Origin of the sequence: Pseudomonas sp. App30 (assembly GCF_047947025.1) — a bacterium.
Lineage (GTDB): Bacteria > Pseudomonadota > Gammaproteobacteria > Pseudomonadales > Pseudomonadaceae > Aquipseudomonas.
Genome location: NZ_CP133165.1, coordinates 6104777 through 6131033, shown reverse-complemented (window position 1 = coordinate 6131033; position 26257 = coordinate 6104777). Strand labels below are relative to the sequence as shown.

The following is a 26257-nucleotide window of genomic DNA, read 5'->3' as shown; positions in this document are numbered from 1 at the left end:
CCGCCCTTGGGCGCGATAGGCGTAATGCGGTTATACGGGGGAGTGCTTGGGGTGCAGCGGCGCTGCCGCCACCGGGTCGGCCTTGGCCGGCGGCGTGGGGTTGGCGTACTCAGGCTTGAGGTGGCCGTTCTGGTCCAGCAGCCAGGCGTCCATGATCTGCCGCACCACCGGGCCTGCGACCCGGCCGCCGGCCTCACCGTTCTCGATCATCACCGACACCACGATCTTCGGGTGTTCGGCCGGCGCAAAGCCGACGAACAAGGCGTTGTCGCGGTTGCGTTCCAGGGTTTTCAGGCGGTTGTAGCGCTCGCCCTGCTTGATCGCCACCACCTGCGCGGTACCACTCTTGCCAGCGATGCGGTACTGGGCGCCCTGGGCAGCGGCGCGGGCAATACCCCGCGGGTCATGCATCACCATCTGCATGCCGTGGTTCACCTGCTCCCAGTACTGCGGGTTGCGCAGCACGATGTTGGGCATCGGGTTCTCGTCCACCGGCGCCACGCCACCGACCGTTTCGGCCAGGTGTGGCCGGCGCCACACGCCCTTGGCGGCGATCAGGCTGGTGGCCTGGGCCAGCTGCAGTGGGGTGACCTGCATGTAGCCCTGGCCAATCCCCAGGATCAGCGTTTCACCCGGGAACCAGGCCTGGCGGCGGGTGGCGCGCTTCCACGCCGGGGACGGCATCAGCCCTGGCGCTTCTTCGTACATGTCCATGGACACTTTCTGGCCCAGGCCGAAGCGGGTCATGTAGTCGTGCAGGCGGTCCACACCCAGCTTGTGCGCCAGGTCGTAGAAGTAGGTGTCGTTGGAGCGCATGATAGCCGCGTCCATGTCCACCCAGCCGTCACCGCTGTGGTTCCAGTTGCGGTATTTGTGGTCGTAGTTGGGCAGCTCGTAGTAGCCGGGGTCGAACACCCGCGACTGGGCGGTGGTGGCGCCGCTGTCGAGGCCGGCGATGGCCACTTCCGGCTTGATGGTCGAGCCGGGGGCGTACAGGCCGCGCAGGGCGCGGTTGAACAGCGGTCGGTCGATGGAGTCGCGCAGGCTGGCGTACTGCTTGAAGCTGATGCCGGTGACGAACAGGTTGGGGTCGAACGCCGGCTTGCTGACCATGGCCAGCACCTCGCCGGTGTCCGGGTCGATGCACACCACCGAGCCACGGCGGTCGCCCAGGGCGTCCTCGGCGGCCTGCTGCAGGTGCGCGTCCAGGCTCAGCACGATGTTTTTGCCGGCCACCGGGTCGGTGTGCTTGAGCACGCGCATCACCCGGCCCTGGGCGTTGGTTTCCACTTCCTCGTAGCCCACGTGGCCGTGCAGTTCGGCCTCGTAGAAGCGCTCGATGCCGGTCTTGCCCACCGACTGGGTGCCGCGGTACTCGGTCTGGTCGAGGGTCTTGGCCTCTTTCTCGTTGATACGGCCCACGTAGCCCACCGAGTGGGCGAAGTGCGTGCCCAGCGGGTATTCGCGCACGAACTGCGCTTCCACGTCGATGCCCGGCAGCAGGTACTGGTTCACCGCGATCTTGGCGATCTGGTCCTCGGTCAGCTCGTACATCAGCGTCACGGGCTCGAAGGGGTGGCGCACGCGCTTGAGTTCCTTGTCGAACTGCTTGCGGTCGTCCTCGGTGAGCCCGAGGATCTGCACCACTTCGTCCAGCACATGGCGGTAGTCCCCTGCCCGCTCGCGGGTCAGGGTCATGTTGAAGCTGGGCCGGTTGGTGGCCAGCACCACGCCGTTGCGGTCGTAGATCACCCCGCGCTCCGGCGGAATGGGCAACACGTGGACGCGGTTGTTCTCGGAAATGGTGGAGTGGTAGGCAAATTCGATGACCTGCAGGAAATACAGGCGGCCCACCAGGGCCAGGGCCAGGGCCAGCACAAAGACCGCACAGGCGATAAGGCGCCGATTGACCAGGCGCTTCTCTTTTTCGTGGTCTTTCAGGGGAATGGGTTGTGGCATTAAACCGCTCTGACGACAAAAAAATGAAAAAACAGCAGTCCCCGAACACCTCGACACGCCTGCCCACGAAGGCAAACGCCGGTTTCAGGGGGTGAAACGCCCTCCGGGCGCGTAGGAAAAAGAAACAAATGCCGTAGGTAATGAGCACGGCGTGCGCGATGGTAACGAAAGCAGCCGGTCCGCCTCAAGGCTGATGTCCCGCGGCCCGACGTAGCGCCGCTGCGCGGGGCGCGATTATGCCGGGTGTGGTGCGGGCAGGAAAGTGAACAAAGCTGACCCGTAGCAGCGGCCAAAGGCCGCGTCCCCATGCAACGCGGTGTGCCGGGGGACGCGGCCTTTGGCCGCTGCTACGGGAGGTGGGTTAGCCGCGCAGTACTTTGACCTGGTCGGAGGCGGCCTGGAACACCCGGGCGTAGCGCAGGGTGGCGTTGGCGTGCTCGCGCATCAGCGCCTCGGCGCGGGCGCCCTGCCCGCAGGCCAGGGCGTCGACGATGGAGTGGTGTTGCATGTGCGCGTAGTCGAAGCGGCGAAATTCGTCCTTCAAGTTGTCGCAGTCCACCGCCAGCGCCGTCACCGAGGCGAACGGCATGTGGTCGTTGCGCTGCAGCGCGCCAGCGATGGCGGGGTTGCCGCTGCCCTGCAGGATGATCTGGTGGAAGCGCATGTTGAGGTCGTGATACAGCTGCAGGTCGTCCTCGGTGACATGGCCCTTGGCGAAGATTTCATCGCCCTGCGCCAGGCACTGGCGCAGGGCGGCCAGCTCTTCCTCGCTGACGCCGCGTTCGGCGAACTGCCGCGCTGCCAGCCCTTCCAGCACCCCGCGCACCTCGATGGCGCCGGCGATGTCTTCCTCGCTGACCTTGCGCACCTGGTAGCCACGGGCGCCGTACTGCACCAGCAGGCCCTCCTGCTCCAGGGTGCGGAAGGCAATGCGCACCGGCGTGCGCGACACGCCCAGGGCCTCGGCCACGGTGACTTCGAACACGCGCTCGCCCGCCGCGATCTCCCCCGCGGCGATCATCTTGCGCAGTGCAACCAATACCCTTTGTCCGGGTTTACTCATGAACACTCTGCCAAAAAAATTGGATCCTGCTCATGATACCCCAGAAGTTCCTGGATCTTGCGGCAAACGTACCTGTTTTTTGGTGGCGACGAAAATCGACCAACTGGACATGAACAGTGCCGCAATCAATGGCCCGATGACAAAGCCATTGAGCCCGAACACCGCCAACCCGCCCAGGGTCGACACCAGGATCAGGTAGTCGGGCATGCGCGTGTCCTTGCCCACCACGATGGGGCGCAGCACGTTGTCGACCATGCCGATCACCAGCAGGCCGTAGCCGGTCAGCAAGGCGCCCTGCCAGAGGGCGCCATTGAGCAGGAAGAACACCGCCACCGGCGCCCACACCACGCCCGCGCCCACGGCCGGCAGCAGCGACATGAAGGCCATGACCACGGCCCACAGCAAGGCGCTGGGGATGTCGAGGAACCAGAAGATCAGGCCGCCCAAGGCGCCCTGCACCACCGCCATCAACAGGTTGCCCTTGACCGTGGCGCGCACCACGCGGTTGAACTTGAGCTGCAGCCGGCGTTTCTGCTGTTCGGCCAGGGGTACGGCGTTGCGCACCCGGCGCACCAGGTCCGGACCATCGCGCAGGAAGAAGAACAGCAGGTACAGCATGATGCCGAAGCTGATGATGAAGTCGAAGGTACCCTGGCCGAAGCTGAAGGCCTGGGAGGCCAGGTACTGGCTGCCCTGCATCGCCCATTTGCTGATCTTGTCGCGCAGGCCTTCGAGGTTGCCCATGCCCATGCGGTCGGCCAGGTGTTGCAGCGACGCTGGCAAGGCGTGCTTGAATTGGGTGATGTAGCCGGCGATGTCCAGTTCACCGCTTTCGATGTTCTTGTACAGCCCGGTGCCCTCCTGCACCAGCAGCGCACTGACGATGATCACCGGGATAATCGCGATCACCAGGCAGATCAACAGGGTGGCCAGGGCGGCCAGGTTGGGGTTGCGGTTGAATTTGAGCTTGAGGCGCCGCTGCAGCGGCGCGAAGACGATGCCGAGGATGACGGCCCAGAAGATCGCCCCGTAAAAGGGCAGCATGATCCAGATGAACGCCAGGGTGACCAGGGTCAGCAGCACCATCAGTGCCTTGTGTTGCAGCAGGGTTTCGTTCATGTCCGGTCCATGTCAGGTCACGCGGTGCGGCAACGGCCGCACAGGTGTTAGGCAACGGATCGCGGCGAGAATTCAGGCGCTGCGCCGGGGCAGGCCGATGCGCACGCGCAGGCCGCCCTGGGGGCTGGCGAGCAACGCCAGGGTGCCGCCCCAGGCGTCGACGATGTCGCGGACGATACCCAGGCCCAGGCCGTGGCCACTGACCTGCTCGTCCAGCCGCGAACCGCGGTTCAGCACCGCGTCGCGCTGGGCCTGGGGAATGCCGGGGCCGTCGTCGTCCACCTCCAGCACGTAGCCGCGCGGGCTGCTGGTGAGGGTAAGGCGCACCTCGCTGTCGGCCCACTTGCAGGCGTTGTCCAGCAGGTTGCCCAGCACTTCCAGCAGGTCCTCGCGGTCCCACGGCAGCTTGAGGCCCGGCGGCTGGCTGCAGCTGATGAGCAACTCCTGGCCATGAATCATGCGCAGGGTGGCCAGCAGGCCAGGCAGCTCGGTGGCGCAGTCGAACAGCTCGCCGGGCAAGGCATCGCCGGCCAGGCGCGCGCGGTTGAGCTCACGGCCCAGGCGCTGCTCGATCTGCTCCAGCTGTTCGCGCAGCGCCCTGGCCAGTTCGGGGTGGGCCGCCAGGCGTTCCCCCGCCACCAGGCTGAACAGCACCGCCATCGGCGTCTTCAGCGCATGCCCCAGGTTGCCCAGGGCATGCCGTGAGCGGCGCAGGCTGTCTTCGGTATGTGCCAGCAGGTGGTTGATCTGCGCCACCAGGGGTTCCAGCTCCAGCGGCACCTGGGTGTCGAGTTGCGAGCGCTGGCCCTGCTGCAGCTGGGCGATCTGTTCGCGCGCACGCTCCAGCGGCCGCAGCGCCCGTTTTACCGTGACCCGTTGCAGCACCAGGATCAGCAGCAGCGCCCCCAGGCCCATGGCCAAGCCGATCTGCTGCATGCGCTGGAAGCTGGCGCGCACCGGCGTGTAGTCCTGCGCCACGCTGATGGACAGCGACTGGCCCAGGCGCTTGTAGTCCGAGCGCAGCACCAGCAGCAGTTGGCCCTCGGGGCCCAGGGTCAGGTTGGCGTGCAGCCCCGGCGCCTCGGGCTGGGCAAATTCCTGATCCCAGAGCGAGCGCGAGCGCCAGTGGCTGTCGGGAAAGTCGACACGGAAATAGTGGCCGGAGAACGGCCGCTCGTAGGCAGGCGAAATGCGCCGGTCGTCCAGCTGCAGGCCACTGGGGCCGCGCACCAGGGCCACCAGCAGGCTCTCGCTTTCATTGCGCAGGCCTGCCTCCAGGTAGCGTTGCAAGCCCACTTCGAACAGCCACAGGCTCAACTGCGCCACCGCCACGCCGACCACCACCAGCACGCTGATGAGCCCGACGCTGAGGCGCCCCTGGATCGACTTCATCCGCCGCCGGCGCCGAACAGGTAGCCCTGGCCACGGCGGGTTTCGATCACGGCGCGGCCCAGCTTGCGGCGCAGGTGGTTGACGTGCACTTCCAGCACGTTGGAGTCGCGCTCGGTCTCGCCGTCATACAGGTGCTCGGCCAGGTGGCCCTTGGAGAGGATCTGCCCGGGGTGCAACATGAAATAGCGCAACAGGCGAAACTCCGCTGCCGTCAGTTGCACCTCTGCCCCCGCCTGGTTCACGCACTGGCGGCCCTCGTCCAGTTGCAAGCCGGCGGCCTGCAGCGTGGGCTGGTTGCTCAGGCCGCGGGCGCGGCGCAGCAGCCCCTGCACCCGCAGGTGCAGTTCCTCGGGGTGGAACGGCTTGGTCAGGTAGTCGTCGGCGCCGGCCTTCAGGCCTTCGATGCGTTCGGCCCACGAGCCCCGCGCCGTGAGAATCAACACCGGGGTGGCCTGCCGCGCCGCGCGCCATTGCGCCAATACATCAAGGCCGGGCAAGCCGGGCAGGCCCAGGTCGAGGATGATCAGGTCATAGGGCTCGACCGCGCCCTGGTAGGCAGCGTCGCGGCCGTCAGCCAGCCAGTCCACCGCATAACCCTGGGCCTTGAGGCCGGCGGCCAGCTCGTCGGCCAGCGGCACGTTGTCTTCAACCAGCAGCAGGCGCATCAGTCGTCTTCCTCATCCTTGCGCAGGTGGCCGGTGGCCGCCTCCAGCTCGATCTCGCGCACCACGCCGTCGCGGGTCAGCAGTTCCACTTCGTAGGTATACACGCCGTCATCTTCTTCCAGCTCGGCCTGCAGCAGCTTGGCCCCCGGGTAGCGCTGCAGCGCTTTCTCCAGCAGCTGTTCCAGGGGCAGGATGACGCCGGCCTGGCGCAGCCGCAAGGCTTCATCCTGGCTCAGGTCATGGGCGTGGGCGAAGGTACAGCAGGCGGCCAGGGCCAACAGCAGGCCTGGCCGGGTCATCACGTTCATCAGGTGTCCTGGTGGTCCTTGAGGATTTCGCCGGTGGCGGCGTCCAGTTCGAGGTCCCATTCGACGCCCTTGGCGTCGCGCAGTTCAACCTGGTACAGGTGCTTGCCGTAGGACTCCTCGAGCTCGGTTTCCTTGACCGTGGCGCCGGGGTGGCGGCCGATGGCGGCGGCGTTGAGTTTCTCGAACGACTGGATGGTGCCGGCGTCGCGCAGGCGCAGCGCCTCGTCGGGGCCCAGGTCGCGGGCCTGGGTGGCAGTGGCGCAAAGGCCCAGGGTGATGGCGACGGTGAAGGCGGTGAAATGGTTCATGGGCGGCTCCGTTATCAGTCAAGTGTGTACGGAGCAGAGGCTAACCGGAACAACTTAATTGAAACTGAAATTGAATGGCCATCATGGTAGCGGACGAAGGGAAGCGTGTCGGCAGGGCAAAGGCAACGAGTTATGTAGGACGTTTCGCGGGGTTGCGCGTTTGCATGCACTCGCCACGCGGAGTAAATTTCGGCGTCCGTCACGAGGTTCCCATGAGCGCCATCCACATCAAGTCCCCTTCCCTGTGCATCAAGGCCGGCACCCAGGCCATGGCGCGGATTCGCCAGCGCGGCCTGCAGCCCGCAGACGTCGGCATCCTGCCGGGCGCTGCGGGCGGCCCCAAGGCGCTGGGCATACAGGGGCTGGACCTGGCGCTGTTCGGTGACTGGCTGCCCCGGGCGGAGCGCGAGCGCTCGCTGATCGGCGCGTCCATCGGTTCCTGGCGCTTCGCCAGCGCCTGCCTGCCCGACCCGGTGCAAGGCCTGCGGCTGCTGGGGCGCCTTTATAACGAGCAGAGCTTCGCCAAGGGTGTGACCATGGCCGAGGTCAGCCACAGCTGCCACCGCATGCTCGATGAACTGCTGGCCGGCCAGGACGCGCGCATCCTCGACAACGCCCATTACCGCCTCAACGTGATGGTGGTGCGGAGCCACGGCCGCCTGGCCCATGACCACCGCGGCCACCTGGGGCTGGGCCTGGGCTCGGTGATCGCCGACAACTTGCTGGGCCGCGCGCGCCTGTCCCGGCATTTCGAGCGGGTGATCCTGCATGACCAGCGCCTGGCGCCGCCACTGCACGCGCTGACCGATTTCCCCTCGCGCTGCCTGCCCTTGAACACCGGCAACCTGCGCCAGGCGTTGCTGGCGTCGGGCTCGATTCCCATGGTGATGGAGGGCGTGCGGGACATTCCGGGGGCCGGGCCCGGCACCTTCCGCGACGGCGGCTTGCTGGACTACCACCTGGACCTGCCCTACAGCGGCGACGACCTGGTGCTGTACCCGCACTTCACCGACAAGGTCATCCCCGGCTGGTTCGACAAGACCCTGCCCTGGCGGCGCGGCGATGCCCAGCGCTTGCGCAACGTGGTGTTGCTGGCGCCGTCGCCGCAGTACCTGGCCGGCCTGCCCTACGGCAAGCTGCCCGACCGCAGTGACTTCAAGCGTTTCATGGGGCAGGACGAGGCACGCCAGGCCTACTGGCGCACCGCCATGGCTGAAAGCCAGCGCCTGGGCGACGAGTTCCTGGAGCTGGTGGAGACCGGCCGGCTGGGTGATGTGCTGCAGCCCCTCTGACACCCGGGTCAGGTTACTGGTAGACTAGGTGATTGCATTGGCTTTTCGGGTTTTAGACACGTGGAAATTTTTAAAGAGTTTACGTTCGAATCGGCTCACCGCCTGCCACATGTCCCTGAAGGGCATAAATGCGGCCGCCTGCATGGCCACTCGTTCAAGGTTGCGCTGCACCTGACCGGCCCGGTTGACCCGCACACCGGCTGGATTCGCGACTTCTCGGAAATCAAGGCGATCTTCAAGCCGCTGTACGAGCAACTGGACCACAACTACTTGAACGACATTCCTGGCCTGGAAAACCCGACCAGCGAAGTGTTGGCCAAGTGGATCTGGCAACAGGTGAAGCCGTTGCTGCCGGAACTGTCGAAGGTGCGCATCCACGAGACCTGCACCAGCGGCTGCGAGTACTACGGCGACTGATTAATACCATTGTTGAAAAACCACCTGCGGGTGGTTTTTTTATGCCCGCTGCGCGGCAATCTGTCGCAGTTTTGGCCGGTTATCGCCCACTACCCGGCTGACCAGCCTAAAGAGTGGCCACATGCTATCGATATAAAGGACAGCGGATCAATCTGACAAAAACAATCCAGATGCGCTTGTCTCCCCCTTCCGGGATGAGTGAAGAGTCCGCGCCCGCTCTCGATCCCTGGAGTTGATCGCATGTTTCGTCACCTCAGCATTCGCACTAGCATGTGCGGCATCCTGGCCCTCTTCGTGTCTGCCCTGCTGTTTTCCACCGTGAGCGCCTGGCGCAACGCCGAGCAGAGCGACGCCCAGGTGCAGGAATTGCACCGCACCGCGTTGCAGGCAGACCGCTTGAACAACGCCCTGCTGCTGGCCATCCGTACCAGCGCCAACGTGTCTTCGGCTTTCCTGGAAAACCTGGGTGGCCAGCACGAAGCGTCCACCACCCGCCTGGCGCGCTCCGAGGAGATCTGGCAACAGTCGGCGCAACTGGTCGACCATTTCGGCCAGACCCTGGAACCGCAGAACACCGCGCTGGGGCTGCAGTTGGAACAGTCCTTCGTGGCCTACGGCAAGACCATCGAAGGCCAACGCGCTGCCGCCCGCGCCGGCGACCTGGGCGCCTATTTCACCGTGAACCAGCAGGCAGCCTCGGCCATGGGCGCGCTGCAGGAGCAGCGTAATGCGTTGATGAAGGCGCTCAATGACCGCAGCGAGGCCTTGATGGTGCTGACCGACTCGCGCTTGCAGCAGGCCAAGACCATGGCGGTGTTGCTGCTGGTGATTACCTTGCTGCTGGCCGCCAGCTGCTGGACCTTTATCGCCGCACGGGTGCTGCGCCCTCTCAGCCTGGCTGGGCAACACTTCAAACGCATCGCCGCTGGCGACCTGCGTGAGCCCATCGTGGTGAGCAGCCGCAACGAGATTGGCGAGCTGTTTGCCGAACTGAGCCGCATGCAGGACAGCCAGCGCCAGACCATCGCCCATATCAGCGCTTCGGCCCAGCAACTGGCCGATGCCGCGCAGCAGTTGACCACGGTCACCGAGGAGTCGAACCGCGGCGTGCAGCAGCAGGACCAGGAACTGGAGCAAGCGGCCACCGCCGTCACCGAGATGACCACGGCGGTGGAAGAAGTGGCGCGCAACGCGGTGTCGACCTCCCAGGCGGCGGAGGCCTCCAACGCGCTTTCCCATCAGAGCCGCCAGCAGGTGCAGGACACCATTGACGGCACCCACGCCATGGCCGCCGACATTCAGGGCAGCGCCGAGTTGATCCAGCAACTGGCTGGCGAGACGCGGGAAATTGGCAAGGTGCTGGACGTGATCCGCGCGGTGTCCGAACAGACCAACCTGCTGGCGCTGAACGCTGCCATCGAAGCGGCTCGCGCCGGTGAAGCAGGCCGTGGCTTCGCGGTGGTGGCGGACGAGGTGCGCACCCTCGCCCACCGCACCCAGGAATCCACGCGTGAAATCGAACAGATGATCGTACGGTTGCAGACCGGGACCGAGGCAGCGGTGAACTCCATGCGTTCGAGCACCGAGAAAGCCCAGGTAAACCTCACCTTGACCCAGGCGTGCGGAGAGGTGCTGGAGCAGATCTACAGCGCCATCAGCGAGATCAACGAACGCAACCTGGTGATTGCCAGCGCAGCCCAGGAACAATCCCACGTGGCGCGGGAAGTGGACAGCAACCTGATCAATATCCGCAATTTGTCGTTGCAGTCATCGGAGGGGGCGACCCGTACCAGCGCGGCAAGCCGGCAGATGACCACGTTGGCGGAGGAGCTGACGGGGTTGGTGGCGCGGTTCAGGGCATAAGGTAACGAGTCAATGGAGCCACCCTTCGGGGTGGCTTTCCCGTAGCAGCAACTGTCTTTGTGGGAGCTGGCTTGCCAGCGAGTTTTTAGCGCCTCAACGGCTCGCTGGCAAGCCAGCTCCCACAACAACGTCGTAGCAGCGGCCGCAGGCCGCGTCCGGGGTCTCCGGTGCTTTTCCGCACGCCCGAAAGACAAAACCCCCACCTGCCTTCGCAGATGGGGGTTTCGGAATTTAATCTTGACGATGACCTACTCTCACATGGGGAAACCCCACACTACCATCGGCGATGCATCGTTTCACTGCTGAGTTCGGGATGGGATCAGGTGGTTCCAATGCTCTATGGTCGTCAAGAAATTCTGTAGCCAGGATGCCCTTTGGGAGGCATTCCAGCGAATCGGGTATGTGATGGTATTTGTGAATCAGCAAACTTTCGGTTCGTATCATCTTCACAACACCGCAATCTGGTCGTTCGACGCAAATTGCTTGGGTGTTATATGGTCAAGCCTCACGGGCAATTAGTATTGGTTAGCTCAACGCCTCACAGCGCTTACACACCCAACCTATCAACGTCGTAGTCTTCGACGGCCCTTCAGGGAACTCAAGGTTCCAGTGAGATCTCATCTTGAGGCAAGTTTCCCGCTTAGATGCTTTCAGCGGTTATCTTTTCCGAACATAGCTACCCGGCAATGCCACTGGCGTGACAACCGGAACACCAGAGGTTCGTCCACTCCGGTCCTCTCGTACTAGGAGCAGCCCCTCTCAAATCTCAAACGTCCACGGCAGATAGGGACCGAACTGTCTCACGACGTTCTAAACCCAGCTCGCGTACCACTTTAAATGGCGAACAGCCATACCCTTGGGACCGGCTTCAGCCCCAGGATGTGATGAGCCGACATCGAGGTGCCAAACACCGCCGTCGATATGAACTCTTGGGCGGTATCAGCCTGTTATCCCCGGAGTACCTTTTATCCGTTGAGCGATGGCCCTTCCATACAGAACCACCGGATCACTAAGACCTACTTTCGTACCTGCTCGACGTGTCTGTCTCGCAGTCAAGCGCGCTTTTGCCTTTATACTCTACGACCGATTTCCGACCGGTCTGAGCGCACCTTCGTACTCCTCCGTTACTCTTTAGGAGGAGACCGCCCCAGTCAAACTACCCACCATACACTGTCCTCGATCCGGATAACGGACCTGAGTTAGAACCTCAAAGTTGCCAGGGTGGTATTTCAAGGATGGCTCCACGCGAACTGGCGTCCACGCTTCAAAGCCTCCCACCTATCCTACACAAGCAAATTCAAAGTCCAGTGCAAAGCTATAGTAAAGGTTCACGGGGTCTTTCCGTCTAGCCGCGGATACACTGCATCTTCACAGCGATTTCAATTTCACTGAGTCTCGGGTGGAGACAGCGCCGCCATCGTTACGCCATTCGTGCAGGTCGGAACTTACCCGACAAGGAATTTCGCTACCTTAGGACCGTTATAGTTACGGCCGCCGTTTACCGGGGCTTCGATCAAGAGCTTCGCGTTAGCTAACCCCATCAATTAACCTTCCGGCACCGGGCAGGCGTCACACCCTATACGTCCACTTTCGTGTTTGCAGAGTGCTGTGTTTTTAATAAACAGTCGCAGCGGCCTGGTATCTTCGACCGGCATGGGCTTACGGAGCAAGTCCTTCACCCTCACCGGCGCACCTTCTCCCGAAGTTACGGTGCCATTTTGCCTAGTTCCTTCACCCGAGTTCTCTCAAGCGCCTTGGTATTCTCTACCCAACCACCTGTGTCGGTTTGGGGTACGGTTCCCGGTTATCTGAAGCTTAGAAGCTTTTCTTGGAAGCATGGCATCAACCACTTCGTCGCCTAAAGGCAACTCGTCATCAGCTCTCGGCCTTAGAATCCCGGATTTACCTAAGATTCCAGCCTACCACCTTAAACTTGGACAACCAACGCCAAGCTGGCCTAGCCTTCTCCGTCCCTCCATCGCAATAACCGGAAGTACAGGAATATTAACCTGTTTTCCATCGACTACGCTTTTCAGCCTCGCCTTAGGGACCGACTAACCCTGCGTCGATTAACGTTGCGCAGGAAACCTTGGTCTTTCGGCGTGGGTGTTTTTCACACCCATTGTCGTTACTCATGTCAGCATTCGCACTTCTGATACCTCCAGCAAGCTTCTCAACTCACCTTCACAGGCTTACAGAACGCTCCTCTACCGCATCACCCAAAGGGTGATACCCGTAGCTTCGGTGCATGGTTTGAGCCCCGTTACATCTTCCGCGCAGGCCGACTCGACTAGTGAGCTATTACGCTTTCTTTAAAGGGTGGCTGCTTCTAAGCCAACCTCCTAGCTGTCTAAGCCTTCCCACATCGTTTCCCACTTAACCATGACTTTGGGACCTTAGCTGACGGTCTGGGTTGTTTCCCTTTTCACGACGGACGTTAGCACCCGCCGTGTGTCTCCCATGCTCGGCACTTGTAGGTATTCGGAGTTTGCATCGGTTTGGTAAGTCGGGATGACCCCCTAGCCGAAACAGTGCTCTACCCCCTACAGTGATACATGAGGCGCTACCTAAATAGCTTTCGAGGAGAACCAGCTATCTCCGAGCTTGATTAGCCTTTCACTCCGATCCACAGGTCATCCGCTAACTTTTCAACGGTAGTCGGTTCGGTCCTCCAGTCAGTGTTACCTAACCTTCAACCTGCCCATGGATAGATCGCCCGGTTTCGGGTCTATACCCAGCGACTAAACGCCCTATTAAGACTCGCTTTCGCTACGCCTCCCCTATTCGGTTAAGCTCGCCACTGAATATAAGTCGCTGACCCATTATACAAAAGGTACGCAGTCACAGAACAAAGTCTGCTCCCACTGCTTGTACGCATACGGTTTCAGGATCTATTTCACTCCCCTCTCCGGGGTTCTTTTCGCCTTTCCCTCACGGTACTAGTTCACTATCGGTCAGTCAGTAGTATTTAGCCTTGGAGGATGGTCCCCCCATATTCAGACAAAGTTTCTCGTGCTCCGTCCTACTCGATTTCATGACTAAGAGATTTTCGCGTACAGGGCTATCACCCACTATGGCCGCACTTTCCAGAGCGTTCCGCTAATCTCAAAGCCACTTAAGGGCTGGTCCCCGTTCGCTCGCCACTACTAAGGGAATCTCGGTTGATTTCTTTTCCTCAGGGTACTTAGATGTTTCAGTTCCCCTGGTTCGCCTCTTGCACCTATGTATTCAGTACAAGATAACCATCTTATGATGGCTGGGTTCCCCCATTCAGACATCTCCGGATCACAGTCTGTTTGCCGACTCCCCGAAGCTTTTCGCAGGCTACCACGTCTTTCATCGCCTCTGACTGCCAAGGCATCCACCGTATGCGCTTCTTCACTTGACCATATAACCCCAAGCAATCTGGTTATACTGTGAAGACGACATTCGCCGAAAATTTGCAATTTGAATCACAAATTTTACCTTAGCCTGAATAAACACCAGTGAAAGTGCTATCCAGTCTATCTTTCTATCACATACCCAAATTTTTAAAGAACGATTCTGATAAAGTTCAGAAATCAACATTCGATGCGAATATTCATTTCTAAGCTTTAGAAGCAGTAAGTGGTGGAGCCAAGCGGGATCGAACCGCTGACCTCCTGCGTGCAAGGCAGGCGCTCTCCCAGCTGAGCTATGGCCCCAACAAGAAACTGGTGGGTCTGGGCAGATTCGAACTGCCGACCTCACCCTTATCAGGGGTGCGCTCTAACCAACTGAGCTACAGACCCAGTTAAGAGCTGTTACCGATATCGTCTTCTTCAATGAATCAAGCAATTCGTGTGGGAGCTCATGATACAGCTGATGTCGTCGATTAAGGAGGTGATCCAGCCGCAGGTTCCCCTACGGCTACCTTGTTACGACTTCACCCCAGTCATGAATCACACCGTGGTAACCGTCCCCCCGAAGGTTAGACTAGCTACTTCTGGTGCAACCCACTCCCATGGTGTGACGGGCGGTGTGTACAAGGCCCGGGAACGTATTCACCGCGACATTCTGATTCGCGATTACTAGCGATTCCGACTTCACGCAGTCGAGTTGCAGACTGCGATCCGGACTACGATCGGTTTTGTGAGATTAGCTCCACCTCGCGGCTTGGCAACCCTCTGTACCGACCATTGTAGCACGTGTGTAGCCCAGGCCGTAAGGGCCATGATGACTTGACGTCATCCCCACCTTCCTCCGGTTTGTCACCGGCAGTCTCCTTAGAGTGCCCACCATAACGTGCTGGTAACTAAGGACAAGGGTTGCGCTCGTTACGGGACTTAACCCAACATCTCACGACACGAGCTGACGACAGCCATGCAGCACCTGTCTCAATGTTCCCGAAGGCACCAATCCATCTCTGGAAAGTTCATTGGATGTCAAGGCCTGGTAAGGTTCTTCGCGTTGCTTCGAATTAAACCACATGCTCCACCGCTTGTGCGGGCCCCCGTCAATTCATTTGAGTTTTAACCTTGCGGCCGTACTCCCCAGGCGGTCAACTTAATGCGTTAGCTGCGCCACTAAAGACTCAAGGTCCCCAACGGCTAGTTGACATCGTTTACGGCGTGGACTACCAGGGTATCTAATCCTGTTTGCTCCCCACGCTTTCGCACCTCAGTGTCAGTATCAGTCCAGGTAGTCGCCTTCGCCACTGGTGTTCCTTCCTATATCTACGCATTTCACCGCTACACAGGAAATTCCACTACCCTCTACCATACTCTAGCTTGCCAGTTTTGGATGCAGTTCCCAGGTTGAGCCCGGGGATTTCACATCCAACTTAACAAACCACCTACGCGCGCTTTACGCCCAGTAATTCCGATTAACGCTTGCACCCTCTGTATTACCGCGGCTGCTGGCACAGAGTTAGCCGGTGCTTATTCTGGCGGTAACGTCAAAACAGCAAGGTATTAGCTTACTGCCCTTCCTCCCACCTTAAAGTGCTTTACAATCCGAAGACCTTCTTCACACACGCGGCATGGCTGGATCAGGCTTTCGCCCATTGTCCAATATTCCCCACTGCTGCCTCCCGTAGGAGTCTGGACCGTGTCTCAGTTCCAGTGTGACTGATCATCCTCTCAGACCAGTTACGGATCGTCGCCTTGGTGAGCCATTACCTCACCAACTAGCTAATCCGACCTAGGCTCATCTGATAGCGCAAGGCCCGAAGGTCCCCTGCTTTCTCCCGTAGGACGTATGCGGTATTAGCGTTCCTTTCGAAACGTTGTCCCCCACTACCAGGCAGATTCCTAGGCATTACTCACCCGTCCGCCGCTGAATCGAAGAGCAAGCTCTTCTCATCCGCTCGACTTGCATGTGTTAGGCCTGCCGCCAGCGTTCAATCTGAGCCATGATCAAACTCTTCAGTTCAATACTGCAATCGGGTTTTGAGAAAACCCTATAAACTTGGCTCAGCAATCGTTGGTTAAACCATGATTTCTCGTGGAGTAACTTATGATGCTGATAATCTTTTTGACTATCAGTCTGAGTCACAAGCACCCACACGAATTGCTTGATTCAATTGTTAAAGAGCGGTTGGCTGATTCTTTCGTCTCAACCGAGGCGCGCATTCTACGCTTTCCTCAGAGCCTGTCAAGCGTTTATTTTGAAGTTTTTCAGAGAATCTCTAACAACTTCAACCACTTGGCTCGCTTCGATCTCTCGTTAGCGGGAGGCGAATTCTACAGCAACTTGCGTTACTGTCAACTGCCTTTTTTCACCGCTTTCGACGTTAAGATCGAAACCTTCCAGAGTCGCTTACTTCGGTTAACTCGTTGAGTTTCAAGGAGTTTTCCGTTTCGGTTGCGCCGGAAGTGGGGCGAATTATAGAGAGATTTGGGGGCAGGTCAAGGGTTAATTTCGAGGAATTGTCTTTAGAGTCAAAAGCCTCCCCACATCCCACCGTATCAGGGCCGCCAGGTGCATGTCGGGAGAGGTTCAGGCCTCACGACATCGAGCGCCGCCCGCGCGGCGCATCGCGGCCAAGGCCGGCTCCTACATCTGTTGCAACGTGCCCCGCTATAGATAGGTGTTGCGCCTGGTCGCACCAACGCAGAGCTGCAGTGAACCAACAAGGCGGACACCACGATGGCACTGCCATGACTGGCCCGAAACAGATGTAGGAGCCGGGCTTGCCCGCGATGCGCCGCGCGGGCGGCGCTCGATCTCAAGGGCGCCAGAAAAACAACGACATGCACCTGGCGGCCCTAATGCAATCTCACGACATCCCCTTGCGCAATATATTGCCCAAACCCGATTTCCCCCCCATCATGCTCCCACCTGATCCCTTCTTCTATATAGACGGACCCACTCCGCGATGAACAACAAGACCCGCAGCCTGGCCTCCTCGCTGTTTCCCATCGGCCTGCTGCTGATTGCCATGGCCTCCATCCAGTCTGGCGCGTCGCTGGCCAAGACCATGTTCCCGGTGATCGGTGCCCAGGGCACGACCACCCTGCGGCTGATGTTCGCCGCGGTCATCATGGTGCTGCTGTTGCGCCCCTGGCGTGCAACGCTGACGGCGCGCTCGCTGCTGACCGTGGTCATCTACGGCATTTCCCTGGGCGGGATGAACTTCCTCTTCTATATGGCACTGCGCAGCGTGCCGCTGGGGATCGCCGTGGCCCTGGAGTTCACCGGGCCGTTGGCGGTGGCGCTGTACGCCTCGCGCCGGCCGCTGGACTTTGTGTGGATCGCGCTGGCCGTGCTGGGCCTGATCCTGCTGATCCCCATGGGAGATGCCAAGGCCAGCCTCGACCTGACCGGCGTTGCCTACGCCCTGGGCGCCGGTGCCTGCTGGGCGCTGTATATCCTGTTCGGGCAGAAGGCCGGCAATGACAACGGTATCCAGACCGCAGCCCTGGGCGTAGTGATCGCCGCACTGTTCATCGCCCCCATCGGCATCGTGCACGCAGGCACCGCGCTGCTCTCCCCTGCCCTGCTGCCCGTGGCGCTGGGGGTAGCGGTGTTGTCGACCGCCCTGCCCTACAGCCTGGAGATGGTGGCCCTCACCCGGTTGCCGGCGCGCACCTTCGGCACGCTGATGAGCATCGAACCGGCGTTTGGCGCGCTGTCCGGCCTGCTGTTCCTGCACGAAGTGCTGTCGCTCGCCCAATGGCTGGCGATCGCGGCCATCATTACCGCGTCCATCGGCGCCACCCTGACCATGCAACGCGAACCGCACCCTACGCCGGTGGCGGATTGAAGTGAAAATCGATACAGAAAAGTCGTCATTGGCAATTGCGGCAAAGGGCCAGCCCCTTTAGGCTGTAACCCTTCGACAAACTTGAAGTTTTTCGACCGTGACATGGAGGTCCAAAGCGGGTCAGGTGATAAGCCGATAATCAGACCTGGGCACTAGATCCGGGCATGCCACTAAGGACATCAATGAAACATTTGCTGATCATGGCAGCCATCCTGGCCATCGCCGGTTGCGCTGCCACTTCGCACACCTCCGTCAAGCACGGCAGGAAGGGGTTGCACATCAACTGCTCGGGCCTGTCCTCGTCGTGGGACAAGTGCTATCAGGCGGCGGCCGACGCCTGCGGCACCAAGGGCTACAAGGTGCTGGCCAAATCCGGCGACGCGGTCGAAGACCCGGGCGACTACCCGTTCGGCCTGAACCCGGCCGGCTACACCAGCCGCAGCATGATCGTCATCTGCAAGTAGCCCTGTGATATAGCGGATTCACCCTTCAGAAAGGGCCGGCCACTGGTTGCCGGCCCGCCCGTCCCCGCCTAGGATCGTTCCATCGACAAACGAAGGAACCGCCCCATGGCTTCTGCTTCCGCCAACAACAAAGTCGTGCTGGTGATTGGCGCCGGTGATGCCACCGGTGGCGCCATTGCCCGCCGTTTCGCCCGCGAAGGCTATATCGCCTGCGTGGTACGCCGCAGCGCCGACAAGCTGCAACCCCTGGTAGACAGCATCCGCGCCGACGGCGGCCAGGCCATTGGCTATGGCTGCGATGCGCGCAAGGAGGAAGACGTCATCGACCTGGTGGCGCGCATCGAACGCGAGGTGGGCGTCATCGAGGCCTACGTGTTCAACATCGGCGCCAACGTGCCCTGCAGCATCCTCGACGAAACCGCACGCAAGTATTTCAAGATCTGGGAAATGGCGTGTTTCTCGGCGTTCCTCACGGCCCGCGAGGTGGCCAAGCGCATGGTCGCCCGCAAGCGTGGCACCCTGCTGTTCACCGGCGCAACGGCCGGCACTCGCGGCGCCGCCCATTTCGCCGCGTTCGCCGGGGCCAAGCACGCGCTGCGGGCCCTGGCCCAGAGCATGGCCCGCGAGCTGGGCCCCATGAACCTGCACGTAGCCCACGTGATCGTCGACGGCGCCATCGACACCGAGTTCATCCGCACCCAGTTCCCCGAAAAGTACGCCGAGAAAGACCAGGACGGCATCCTCAACCCCGAGCACATCGCCGACAACTACTGGTTCCTGCACACCCAGCCACGGGACGCCTGGACCTTCGAGCTTGACCTGCGCCCCTGGGGCGAACGCTGGTAACTCACCCTCTACCCACCGGGAGCCACCATCATGACCAAGACCGTTGAGTTCTACTTCGACCTGGGCAGCCCCGCCAGCTACCTGGCCTGGACCCAGTTGCCCGCGTTGTGCGCCGAGACCGGCGGGCAGCTGGTGTACCACCCCATGTTGCTGGGTGGCGTGTTCAAGGCCACCGGCAATGCGTCGCCGGCGAGCATTCCGGCCAAGGGCCGCTACATGAACCGCGACCTGCAGCGCTACGCCGAGCGTTATCAGGTGCCGCTGCGCTTCAGTGCCCACTTCCCCATCAACACGCTACCGCTGATGCGCATGGTCACCGGCGTGCAGATGCGCCAGCCCGAGCGCTTTCTCAGCCTGCTGGACTGCCTGTTTTCGGCGCTGTGGGTACGCGGGCTGAACCTGGGCGACCCCGCCGTGGTGCAAGAGGTGCTGGAGGCCGATGGCTTTGACAGCCAGGCGTTGCAGGCGCTGGTGCTGGACGAAGCGGTGAAGGAACGGCTCAAGGACACCACCGAGCAGGCGCTGCAGCGCGGGGTGTTTGGCGCGCCGAGCCTGTTCGTTGACGATGAGTTGTACTTTGGCCAGGACCGGCTGGAGTTTGTGCGCGAGGCGTTGTTGCGCAATTGATGCGGAGGACGCGGCCTTTGGCCGCTGCTACGGGTTTCGCGTAGCAGCGGCCGCAGGTCAAACGGCCGCGGTACGGGCCTGCAGCCACGCCAGCGCCGCGCCTTCCACCAACGGCCCGACGCGCTCCAGCACCTGGCGGTGGTAGGCGTTCAGCCAGTCACGTTCCTCGGCCGTCAGTTTTTCCACCAGCAGGCAGCGGGTGTCGATCGGGCACAGGGTCAAGGTCTCGAACTTGAGGAATTCGCCGAACTCGCTGCTGCCCGCGTCCTGGTTCATCGCCAGGTTCTCGATACGCACGCCCCACTGGCCCGGACGGTAGGTGCCCGGTTCGATCGAGGTGATCATGCCGGCCTGCATGGCCGTCTGCGGGCCTGGCGCCGCCTGGTAGGCGATGACCTGCGGGCCTTCGTGCACGTTCATGAAGTAGCCCACGCCATGGCCGGTGCCGTGACCGTAGTCGACGTTGTCGGCCCAGATGGGCGCGCGGGCGATGGCGTCCAGCAGTGGCGAGAGGATGCCCTTGGGGAAGCGCGCGCGGGACAGGGCGATGACGCCCTTGAGCACCCGCGTGCAATCGGCCTTCTGCTCGGTAGTAGGCGTGCCGACCGGCACCATGCGGGTGATATCGGTGGTGCCGCCCAGGTATTGGCCACCGGAGTCGATCAGCAGCAGGCCATCGCCCTGGATGACCGCATGGGATTCGTCGGTGGCGCGGTAGTGCGGCATGGCGCCGTTGGCGTTGAACGCGGCAATGGTCGCGAAGCTCAGCGAAACATAGTTCGGGCGGCGGGCACGGGCGGCGGTGAGGTGGGTGTCGACGTCCACTTCGGTGACCGTGCCCTGGGCCAATGCCGGCTCCAGCCAGGCGAAGAACTCGCACAAGGCCGCGCCGTCCTGCTCCATGGCCTGGCGAATATGCACCGCGTCGGCCTCGCTCTTGCGCGACTTGGCGAAGGTGCTCGGCGCAATGCCCTCCACCAGCACCACCTCGGCGCCCAGGTTGTCCAGCAGGCCACAGGTCACCTTCAGCGGGTCGACCAGCAGGCGCGCGCCGGCCGGCACTTCGGCCAGGGCGCCGCCCACGTCGTGGTAGTCACGCAGGGTCACGCCTTCCGCGGCCAGGGTGCGCGCCAGCTCGGCGTCCACCTTGCCGGCGCCGACGAACAGCAAAGCCTGGTCCTGGCTGATCAGCGCGAACGACAGGAACACCGGGTTGTAGGACACGTCGCTGCCGCGCAGGTTGAACAGCCAGGCGATGTCATCAACCGTGGCGATGAAGTGCCAGTCGGCGCCACGCGCCTTCATCTCTGCACGCACGCCAGCGAGCTTGTCGGTGCGCGCGACCGTGGCATAGGGCGGCAGGTGCGCATACACCGGCGCAGCCGGCAGGGCCTCGCGGTCGTGCCAGATCTCGCCCAGCAGGTCACGGTCGATACGCAGGGTGGCGCCGCGGCTGCGCAGCTTTTCGTCCAAGGTGCGGCGCGAAGCCAGGGCCATGACCGCGCCGTCCACCGCAGCCGTGCCGTTGTCCGGGGTGTTGTCGGCCAGCCACTCCAGCGGCCCCGGCTTGCCCGGCCCCAGTTTCACCAGTTCGATGCCGCTGCCCGCCAGTTCCTTCTCGGCCTGCTCCCAGTAACGGCTGTCGGCCCACAGGCCGGCGAACTGCTGGCTGACCACCAGGGTACCCACCGAACCATGGAAGCCGGACAGCCACTGGCGCCCCTGCCAGTAGCCGGGCAGGTACTCGGACAGGTGCGGGTCGGCGGATGGCACCAGCAGCGCGTCGACGCCTTCGCGGGCCATCACCGCGCGGATTTGCGCCAGGCGGGCTGGCACCTGGTTAGGGGTTGAAGACTGCGTGCTCATGCTCACTCCTGCGGCCACGGTGTTCATCGTTATAAGAAGCCGATAATGAAGCAGCGCCGGCCGGCGGGCAACCGTGGCACTGCTTGCGGCATGTGTCCGGCTGTTCCGCGAACAACAGCGCTTCCACACAACCCGGCTAGATCAACAGCTACCCACCTCTGCACTCGCCTAATCCTCGCGAAAAACCACGCCAAACGAATTGGCATAAAAAATGCCATTCACCTACCAAGCATGACTATACGAATAGAAAGCTGAGCCCAATCATCTATTCAGCAGGACGACTTTATGCATTCGGTTTCATGGGGAGAATCACACCAACTGGCCCGGGCCATCCGCCTGGCCACCCTGGGGCTAGGCTCGGCGCTGATGCTGGCCAACACTGCGCACGCCGACGACGCCACCACGCCGCAGCTCAAGACCGTGACCGTGGAGGTCAAGAAACAGACCCCAGTGCAGGCCGCCAAGAGCCAGCTGGACGAAGTGCCCGGCGGCACCAGCGTGGTCGACAGCGAGGACGTGGCCAAGGGCCGCACCGCCACCCTGCAGGACACCCTCGCCTACCAGCCCGGCGTGTTCGTGCAGTCCACCGGCGGCACCGACGCGGCGAAGATTTCCATTCGTGGCTCGGGCGCCAACACCTCGCCAGGCTATTTCCGCGAGGGCATCAAGTTCCTCTTCGACGGCCTGCCCATCACCGGTCCCGGCGGCACGCCCTATGAACTGCTGGGCGGCGCCGGGGTGAACTACACCGAGATCCTGCGCGGCGCCAACGCGTTCCAGTACGGGGCGCTGAGCCTGGGCGGGGCGATCAACTTCGTCAACCAGACCGGCTACACCGCCCCCGGCCTGCGCGTGCGCGCGGAAACCGGCAGCTACGGCTACAACAAGCAGAGCGCCAGCTACGGCGGCGTCGAAGGGCCGCTGGACTACTACATCAACGTCGACAACTACCGCAACGACGGCTACCGCGACTACAGCCTGGCCAAGAGCCAGGGCGTGGTGGCCAACTTCGGCTACCAGATCAACCCGAACCTGAAGACCGAGTTGCTGCTGCGCTACCGCGACGAGTTCCACGACGACCCCAGCCCCACTACCCTCTCCCAGGTGCTGCACCACCCGTCCCAGGCCAGCGCCACCGCGGCGTCCAGCGGCGCCGGCAGCCGCCGCCCGGGCAGCCTGTGGGCCGGCAGCAAGACCACCTACACCTTCGACGACGATTCGACCCTGGCCGTGGGCTTCACCTACTACAAGTACAACCACCACAACAGCCCGAACAGCCCCACCAACCCCAGCTACTGGGAGTGGACCGACCTGAGCGCGCTGCTCGACTACGAGCGCAGCGACGAGTTGCTGGGCCACCAGACCCGCTCCAGCCTGTCCTTCACCACCACCGACCACATCCGCGGCCAGGTGGACTCCACCTTCGCCAACAAGGCCAGCCGCAAGTTCGTCGACTACAACGGCTCGTTCGACCGCGTATTCGCCCTGGGCAACGACCTGGAACTGACTGATGGCCTGTGGCTGACCAGCGGCCTGTCGGCCATCAACGTCAAGCGCGACGTCGACGTGAAATCGTCCTTGGTGGCCAACACCAGCGAATACCCAGGCTCGGTGGACTACAACAACTGGAGCCTCGCCCCACGTCTCGGCCTGCGCTATGAACTCACCCCGCAACTGCAGGTATTCGCCAACGTCAGCCGCAGCATCGACCCGCCAGCCGACTGGGAATACTCCGGTTCCGGCCCGACCCAGCCGTACGTGCGGCCGCTGGTGGAACAGAAAGCCAACACCGTGGAGTTCGGCATCAAGGGCTCGTCCGGGCCCTTCGATGGCAGCCTGACGCTGTACCGCTCCTGGCTGCGCGACGAACTGCTCAACGTGCAGTTGATCGCTGCCACTTCCACCGCCGCCGCGGTCACCGGCGCGTTCAACGCCTCGCCCACCATTCACCAGGGCATCGAGGCGGGCCTGAACACGCAACTGTGGCAAGGCGCCAACGGCGACAAGGTCAACTACCGCCAGGTGTACACCTACAGCGACTTCCACTACCGCCACGACGCCACCTTTGGCGACAACCAGCTGCCGGGCATTCCCAAGCACGTCTACCAGGGCGAGCTGCAATACCAGCAGCCCAGCGGCTTCTACACCGGCGTCAACGTGCAATCCAGCTCGCGCACGGCGGTGGACTACGCCAACACCTTCTATGCGCCTTCCTACACCATCTACGGCGCCAACGTCGGCTACGAGGCCCCCAGCAAAAAGTGGAAGGTCTCGCTGGACCTGAAGAACCTGACCGACAAGAAGTACGTCACGGCGGTGCAGCCGGCGTATAACGTACAGGGGCAGGACACCGCGGCGCTGTACCCCGGCGACGGGATTGGCGCGTACGTGGGTGTGGAATACCGCTACTGAGTTCGGGACGCGGCCTGCGCCCGCTGCTACCGCCTCCCGTAGCAGCTGCCGAAGGCTGCGTCCTCCCCTCGCCGCCCCACAAACTGAACTATCTCCCCACCCCACCATTCAAACACTGCAAAGACCGCCCGCCCCACTCCACGGGAGCCGCCCATGCCCAGCACGCCACGCAAATCCGGGGTTGTCCTGCTGCCCGGCGCCACGCCGACGCCGGACCACGAACGCGCCGTGCACCTGGGCCTGGCGAAGCGCATCGCCACGCTGCTAGGCACCCGGTTCCTCGCTGAGGACGAACGCCAGGGCGTGCCGGAGCACGAGCTCTACTACCTGCCCGCCGACACCCTCATCGACCCCCAGGCCTGGCGCCAGCGCTGCGGCATCACCTGCGTGGACGACTTCTTCGGCGGCCTGGTCAGCCAGCCGTTCATGATCACCAAGGCCATTTCCCACCCCCGCGTCGAGGGCGGCGCAGCGCCCGCCGGCTGGGCCGACGCCTTTGCCGCGCACGCCGGCGACGCCCTGCTGGACGGCCACACCGTGTTCGACCTGGAGGACGCCCGCAAAGCCGCGGCGCACCTGCTCAAGGAGGCGCCGCTGCGGCTCAAGCCGGTGCGCGCCACCGCCGGGCGCGGGCAGACCATTATCCGTGACAGCCAGGAACTGGACTCGGTGCTCAACCACCTCGACGACAAAGAAATTCGCCTGTGGGGCCTGGTGCTGGAGCAGAACCTCACCGAGGTGCGCACCTACAGCGTCGGCCAGGTGCAGGTGGCGGGCATCACCGCCTCGTACCACGGCACCCAGCAGTTGACCGAAGACCACCGCGGCGAGCTGGTGTACGGCGGCTCGGACCTGGTGGTGGTGCGCGGTGACTACGAGCAATTGCTGGCCCTGCCGCTGGACGATGACACCCGCCTGGCCGTGGACCAGGCGCGGCGCTACGAACAGGCCGCGCGCAACGCCTTCCCCGGCTTCGTCGCCTCGCGGCGCAACTACGACGTCGCCCGCGGCCTCGACCATCGCGGCCGGCCGCGCAGCGGCGTGCTGGAGCAATCCTGGCGGGTGGGTGGCGCCAGCAGCGCCGAAATCCTCGCGCTGCAGGCCTTCGCCGCCGACCCGGCGCTGGCCTGCGTGCAGGCCTCCACCCATGAAGTGTTCGACAACAGCCCCATCCCGGCCGACGCCACCCTGTTCTACCAGGGCGACGACACCGAACTCGGCCGCCTGAGCAAATATGCAAGGATCCGCGACTATGAGCGTCCATAGCGAACCCATCGACATCCAGGTCGGCGGCGAGACCATCGCCGGCACGCTGCTGAGCCCCGGCAGCAAGGTCCCCGGCATTCTGTTCGTGCACGGCTGGGGCGGCAGCCAGCAGCGCGACCTAGCGCGGGCCAAGAACATCACCGGGCTTGGCTGCGTGTGCCTGACCTTCGACCTGCGCGGCCACGAGAAAACCGCCAGCCAGCGCGAAAGCGTGACCCGCGAGCAGAACCTGGAAGACCTGTTGGCCGCCTACGACCTGCTGGTCAGCCACCCGGCCGTGGACAGCCGCGCCATCACCGTGATCGGCAGCAGCTACGGCGGCTACCTGGCCGCCATCCTCACCCGCCTGCGCCCGGTGCGCTGGCTGGCACTACGGGTGCCGGCGCTGTACTGGGACAACGAATGGAACGTGCCCAAGTACGCCCTGGACCGCAGTGGCCTGCAGATCTACCGGCGTGAAAACCTGGGGCCCGCGGACAATCGCGCCCTGGCGGCGTGCGCGGAATTCGAAGGGGACGTGTTGCTGGTGGAATCGGAGCAGGACGACTATGTGCCGCACACTACCCTGATGAGTTACCGCTCGGCGTTCGTGGGGGCGCATTCCATGACCCATCGCATCGTCGATGGCGCCGATCACGCGCTGTCCACCGATGCCAACCAGAAAGCCTACAGCGCGATCCTGACCCAGTGGGTCAGCGAGATGGTGATAGGCGCGCGGCTGGAGAAATATCCGCACCACTCACCGCGGTATTCCTGATCAGCCTTCGCTCAGGCCTTTGCCGGCAACGGCGTGCTGGCCGATGACTTCGCGGGTCTGCGAGCGTTCGATGCGGGCGCGTTCACGCTGGTATTCGTCGAACGACAGGCCGCGGCGGCTGAGGTTTTCCAGCGCCAGTTCATGCTGTTCCTCGACGCTGTAGCCGCGAGTTTCAGGGTGGTTGTCGGCGCAACCGGCGAGGGCGGCGGTGAGGACTGCAAGGCTGAACGCGAGGGCGGTTTTCATGGGGGGCCTCCTGCACCCTGGGGTGCTTCATGTGGCTGATTCGATGTGGAAAGGTTACTGCCCGAGCCCCGTGCAGGAACAATCACTGCTCTCAATAGTGGCTATTGGATTTTTTGCCCTCGATGGTGGGGGGGGGGGACGCGGCCTGCGGCCGCTGCTACG

Annotated in this window: 19 protein-coding genes, 2 tRNA genes, 3 rRNA genes and 1 pseudogene; 11 read left to right on the top strand and 14 right to left on the bottom strand. The window is 62.7% G+C overall.

The window, feature by feature from the left end; translation table 11 throughout:
• Positions 1-30: 30 nt before the first annotated feature.
• The 7 genes from mrdA to RAM80_RS28225 form a co-directional block, all read right to left on the bottom strand.
• A complete protein-coding gene (mrdA, locus tag RAM80_RS28255; protein ID WP_416423664.1) occupies positions 31-1959 on the bottom strand; it encodes a penicillin-binding protein 2 in 1929 nt (642 codons plus the stop codon).
• Between the two features lie 361 nt (positions 1960-2320).
• Positions 2321-3022, bottom strand: coding sequence for a GntR family transcriptional regulator (locus tag RAM80_RS28250; RefSeq protein ID WP_416423663.1), 702 nt, complete (start codon positions 3020-3022; stop codon positions 2321-2323).
• Positions 3023-3052: 30 nt separating this feature from the next.
• Positions 3053-4141 carry an AI-2E family transporter gene (locus RAM80_RS28245; RefSeq protein WP_416423662.1) on the bottom strand — a complete coding sequence of 363 codons (1089 nt, stop codon included), beginning with the start codon at positions 4139-4141 and terminating at the stop codon, positions 3053-3055.
• Between the two features lie 72 nt (positions 4142-4213).
• Positions 4214-5533 (bottom strand): sensor histidine kinase, encoded by a 1320-nt coding sequence (locus RAM80_RS28240; protein WP_416423661.1) that lies wholly within the window; start codon positions 5531-5533, stop codon positions 4214-4216.
• Positions 5530-6198 carry a response regulator transcription factor gene (locus RAM80_RS28235; protein WP_416423660.1) on the bottom strand — a complete coding sequence of 223 codons (669 nt, stop codon included), beginning with the start codon at positions 6196-6198 and terminating at the stop codon, positions 5530-5532. Before RAM80_RS28235 ends, RAM80_RS28240 begins: the two co-directional genes overlap by 4 nt.
• Positions 6198-6506 (bottom strand): PepSY domain-containing protein, encoded by a 309-nt coding sequence (locus RAM80_RS28230; RefSeq protein WP_416423659.1) that lies wholly within the window; start codon positions 6504-6506, stop codon positions 6198-6200. Before RAM80_RS28230 ends, RAM80_RS28235 begins: the two co-directional genes overlap by 1 nt.
• The gene (locus RAM80_RS28225; RefSeq protein ID WP_416423658.1) at positions 6506-6814 is read right to left on the bottom strand and encodes a PepSY domain-containing protein; all 309 of its coding nucleotides are present in this window, start codon (positions 6812-6814) and stop codon (positions 6506-6508) included. The genes RAM80_RS28230 and RAM80_RS28225 overlap by 1 nt, the downstream gene beginning before the upstream one ends.
• Positions 6815-7026: 212 nt before the next feature.
• On the opposite strand from RAM80_RS28225, the gene RAM80_RS28220 reads away from it, so the two are divergent.
• The 4 genes and pseudogenes from RAM80_RS28220 to RAM80_RS28205 all read left to right on the top strand — a co-directional run bounded on the left by RAM80_RS28220 (position 7027) and on the right by RAM80_RS28205 (position 10386).
• Positions 7027-8106, top strand: a complete 1080-nt coding sequence (locus RAM80_RS28220) for a patatin-like phospholipase family protein (RefSeq protein ID WP_416423657.1) — start codon at positions 7027-7029, stop codon at positions 8104-8106.
• Between the two features lie 60 nt (positions 8107-8166).
• Positions 8167-8523 carry a 6-carboxytetrahydropterin synthase QueD gene (queD, locus tag RAM80_RS28215; RefSeq protein WP_416423656.1) on the top strand — a complete coding sequence of 119 codons (357 nt, stop codon included), beginning with the start codon at positions 8167-8169 and terminating at the stop codon, positions 8521-8523.
• 240 nt (positions 8524-8763) lie between these two features.
• Positions 8764-9525: pseudogene (locus RAM80_RS28210) on the top strand (Tar ligand binding domain-containing protein); the annotation flags it as partial.
• Positions 9523-10386, top strand: a complete 864-nt coding sequence (locus tag RAM80_RS28205) for a methyl-accepting chemotaxis protein (RefSeq protein WP_416427582.1) — start codon at positions 9523-9525, stop codon at positions 10384-10386. The pseudogene RAM80_RS28210 and the gene RAM80_RS28205, both read left to right, overlap by 3 nt.
• A 235-nt stretch (positions 10387-10621) precedes the next feature.
• Here the strand turns inward: RAM80_RS28205 and rrf are convergent.
• The 5 genes from rrf to RAM80_RS28180 form a co-directional block, all read right to left on the bottom strand.
• Positions 10622-10737: ribosomal RNA gene (gene rrf / locus RAM80_RS28200) — 5S ribosomal RNA — on the bottom strand.
• 143 nt (positions 10738-10880) lie between these two features.
• Positions 10881-13774: ribosomal RNA gene (locus RAM80_RS28195) — 23S ribosomal RNA — on the bottom strand.
• 219 nt (positions 13775-13993) lie between these two features.
• A tRNA-Ala gene (locus tag RAM80_RS28190) sits at positions 13994-14069 on the bottom strand.
• Positions 14070-14079: 10 nt separating this feature from the next.
• Positions 14080-14156 (bottom strand) — tRNA-Ile (locus RAM80_RS28185).
• 84 nt (positions 14157-14240) lie between these two features.
• Positions 14241-15777, bottom strand: a 16S ribosomal RNA gene (locus RAM80_RS28180).
• The 16S, 23S and 5S rRNA genes sit together here with 2 tRNA genes alongside, the layout of an rRNA operon.
• Positions 15778-16723: 946 nt before the next feature.
• On the opposite strand from RAM80_RS28180, the gene rhtA reads away from it, so the two are divergent.
• From rhtA to RAM80_RS28160, 4 genes are all read left to right on the top strand, one after another.
• Entirely contained in the window at positions 16724-17611 is an 888-nt protein-coding gene (gene rhtA / locus RAM80_RS28175) for a threonine/homoserine exporter RhtA (protein WP_416423655.1), read from the top strand.
• Positions 17612-17793: 182 nt separating this feature from the next.
• Positions 17794-18075 carry a hypothetical protein gene (locus tag RAM80_RS28170; protein WP_416423654.1) on the top strand — a complete coding sequence of 94 codons (282 nt, stop codon included), beginning with the start codon at positions 17794-17796 and terminating at the stop codon, positions 18073-18075.
• Between the two features lie 105 nt (positions 18076-18180).
• Positions 18181-18921, top strand: coding sequence for an SDR family oxidoreductase (locus RAM80_RS28165; protein ID WP_416423653.1), 741 nt, complete (start codon positions 18181-18183; stop codon positions 18919-18921).
• Positions 18922-18951: 30 nt separating this feature from the next.
• Positions 18952-19548, top strand: a complete 597-nt coding sequence (locus RAM80_RS28160) for a 2-hydroxychromene-2-carboxylate isomerase (RefSeq protein ID WP_416423652.1) — start codon at positions 18952-18954, stop codon at positions 19546-19548.
• Positions 19549-19605: 57 nt separating this feature from the next.
• Here the strand turns inward: RAM80_RS28160 and RAM80_RS28155 are convergent, their stop codons facing one another.
• Complete coding sequence (locus RAM80_RS28155; RefSeq protein ID WP_416423651.1) at positions 19606-21414, bottom strand: aminopeptidase P family protein; 1809 nt, start codon at positions 21412-21414, stop codon at positions 19606-19608.
• Positions 21415-21699: 285 nt separating this feature from the next.
• On the opposite strand from RAM80_RS28155, the gene RAM80_RS28150 reads away from it, so the two are divergent.
• The 3 genes from RAM80_RS28150 to RAM80_RS28140 all read left to right on the top strand — a co-directional run bounded on the left by RAM80_RS28150 (position 21700) and on the right by RAM80_RS28140 (position 25849).
• Positions 21700-23826, top strand: a complete 2127-nt coding sequence (locus RAM80_RS28150) for a TonB-dependent receptor family protein (RefSeq protein ID WP_416423650.1) — start codon at positions 21700-21702, stop codon at positions 23824-23826.
• A 153-nt stretch (positions 23827-23979) separates the two neighbouring features.
• Entirely contained in the window at positions 23980-25092 is a 1113-nt protein-coding gene (locus tag RAM80_RS28145; RefSeq protein ID WP_416423649.1) for a DUF3182 family protein, read from the top strand.
• A complete protein-coding gene (locus RAM80_RS28140) occupies positions 25079-25849 on the top strand; it encodes an alpha/beta hydrolase family protein (protein WP_416423648.1) in 771 nt (256 codons plus the stop codon). Before RAM80_RS28145 ends, RAM80_RS28140 begins: the two co-directional genes overlap by 14 nt.
• Here the strand turns inward: RAM80_RS28140 and RAM80_RS28135 are convergent, their stop codons facing one another.
• Positions 25850-26095 carry a hypothetical protein gene (locus RAM80_RS28135; RefSeq protein WP_416423647.1) on the bottom strand — a complete coding sequence of 82 codons (246 nt, stop codon included), beginning with the start codon at positions 26093-26095 and terminating at the stop codon, positions 25850-25852.
• Positions 26096-26257: the final 162 nt, after the last annotated feature.

Bases quoted from the DNA above. Each gene is read 5' to 3' on its own strand.
- RAM80_RS28245 (WP_416423662.1), bottom strand. From the start codon at position 4,141: ATGAACGAAACCCTGCTGCAACACAAGGCACTGATGGTGCTGCTGACC.
- RAM80_RS28240 (WP_416423661.1), bottom strand. From the start codon at position 5,533: ATGAAGTCGATCCAGGGGCGCCTCAGCGTCGGGCTCATCAGCGTGCTG.
- RAM80_RS28150 (WP_416423650.1), top strand. From the start codon at position 21,700: ATGCATTCGGTTTCATGGGGAGAATCACACCAACTGGCCCGGGCCATC.
- RAM80_RS28170 (WP_416423654.1), top strand. From the start codon at position 17,794: ATGAAACATTTGCTGATCATGGCAGCCATCCTGGCCATCGCCGGTTGC.
- RAM80_RS28235 (WP_416423660.1), bottom strand. From the start codon at position 6,198: ATGCGCCTGCTGCTGGTTGAAGACAACGTGCCGCTGGCCGACGAGCTG.
- RAM80_RS28155 (WP_416423651.1), bottom strand. From the start codon at position 21,414: ATGAGCACGCAGTCTTCAACCCCTAACCAGGTGCCAGCCCGCCTGGCG.
- RAM80_RS28230 (WP_416423659.1), bottom strand. From the start codon at position 6,506: ATGAACGTGATGACCCGGCCAGGCCTGCTGTTGGCCCTGGCCGCCTGC.
- RAM80_RS28145 (WP_416423649.1), top strand. From the start codon at position 23,980: ATGCCCAGCACGCCACGCAAATCCGGGGTTGTCCTGCTGCCCGGCGCC.
- RAM80_RS28205 (WP_416427582.1), top strand. From the start codon at position 9,523: ATGCAGGACAGCCAGCGCCAGACCATCGCCCATATCAGCGCTTCGGCC.
- RAM80_RS28220 (WP_416423657.1), top strand. From the start codon at position 7,027: ATGAGCGCCATCCACATCAAGTCCCCTTCCCTGTGCATCAAGGCCGGC.
- rhtA (WP_416423655.1), top strand. From the start codon at position 16,724: ATGAACAACAAGACCCGCAGCCTGGCCTCCTCGCTGTTTCCCATCGGC.
- RAM80_RS28135 (WP_416423647.1), bottom strand. From the start codon at position 26,095: ATGAAAACCGCCCTCGCGTTCAGCCTTGCAGTCCTCACCGCCGCCCTC.
- RAM80_RS28140 (WP_416423648.1), top strand. From the start codon at position 25,079: ATGAGCGTCCATAGCGAACCCATCGACATCCAGGTCGGCGGCGAGACC.
- RAM80_RS28165 (WP_416423653.1), top strand. From the start codon at position 18,181: ATGGCTTCTGCTTCCGCCAACAACAAAGTCGTGCTGGTGATTGGCGCC.
- mrdA (WP_416423664.1), bottom strand. From the start codon at position 1,959: ATGCCACAACCCATTCCCCTGAAAGACCACGAAAAAGAGAAGCGCCTG.
- RAM80_RS28250 (WP_416423663.1), bottom strand. From the start codon at position 3,022: ATGAGTAAACCCGGACAAAGGGTATTGGTTGCACTGCGCAAGATGATC.
- RAM80_RS28160 (WP_416423652.1), top strand. From the start codon at position 18,952: ATGACCAAGACCGTTGAGTTCTACTTCGACCTGGGCAGCCCCGCCAGC.
- RAM80_RS28225 (WP_416423658.1), bottom strand. From the start codon at position 6,814: ATGAACCATTTCACCGCCTTCACCGTCGCCATCACCCTGGGCCTTTGC.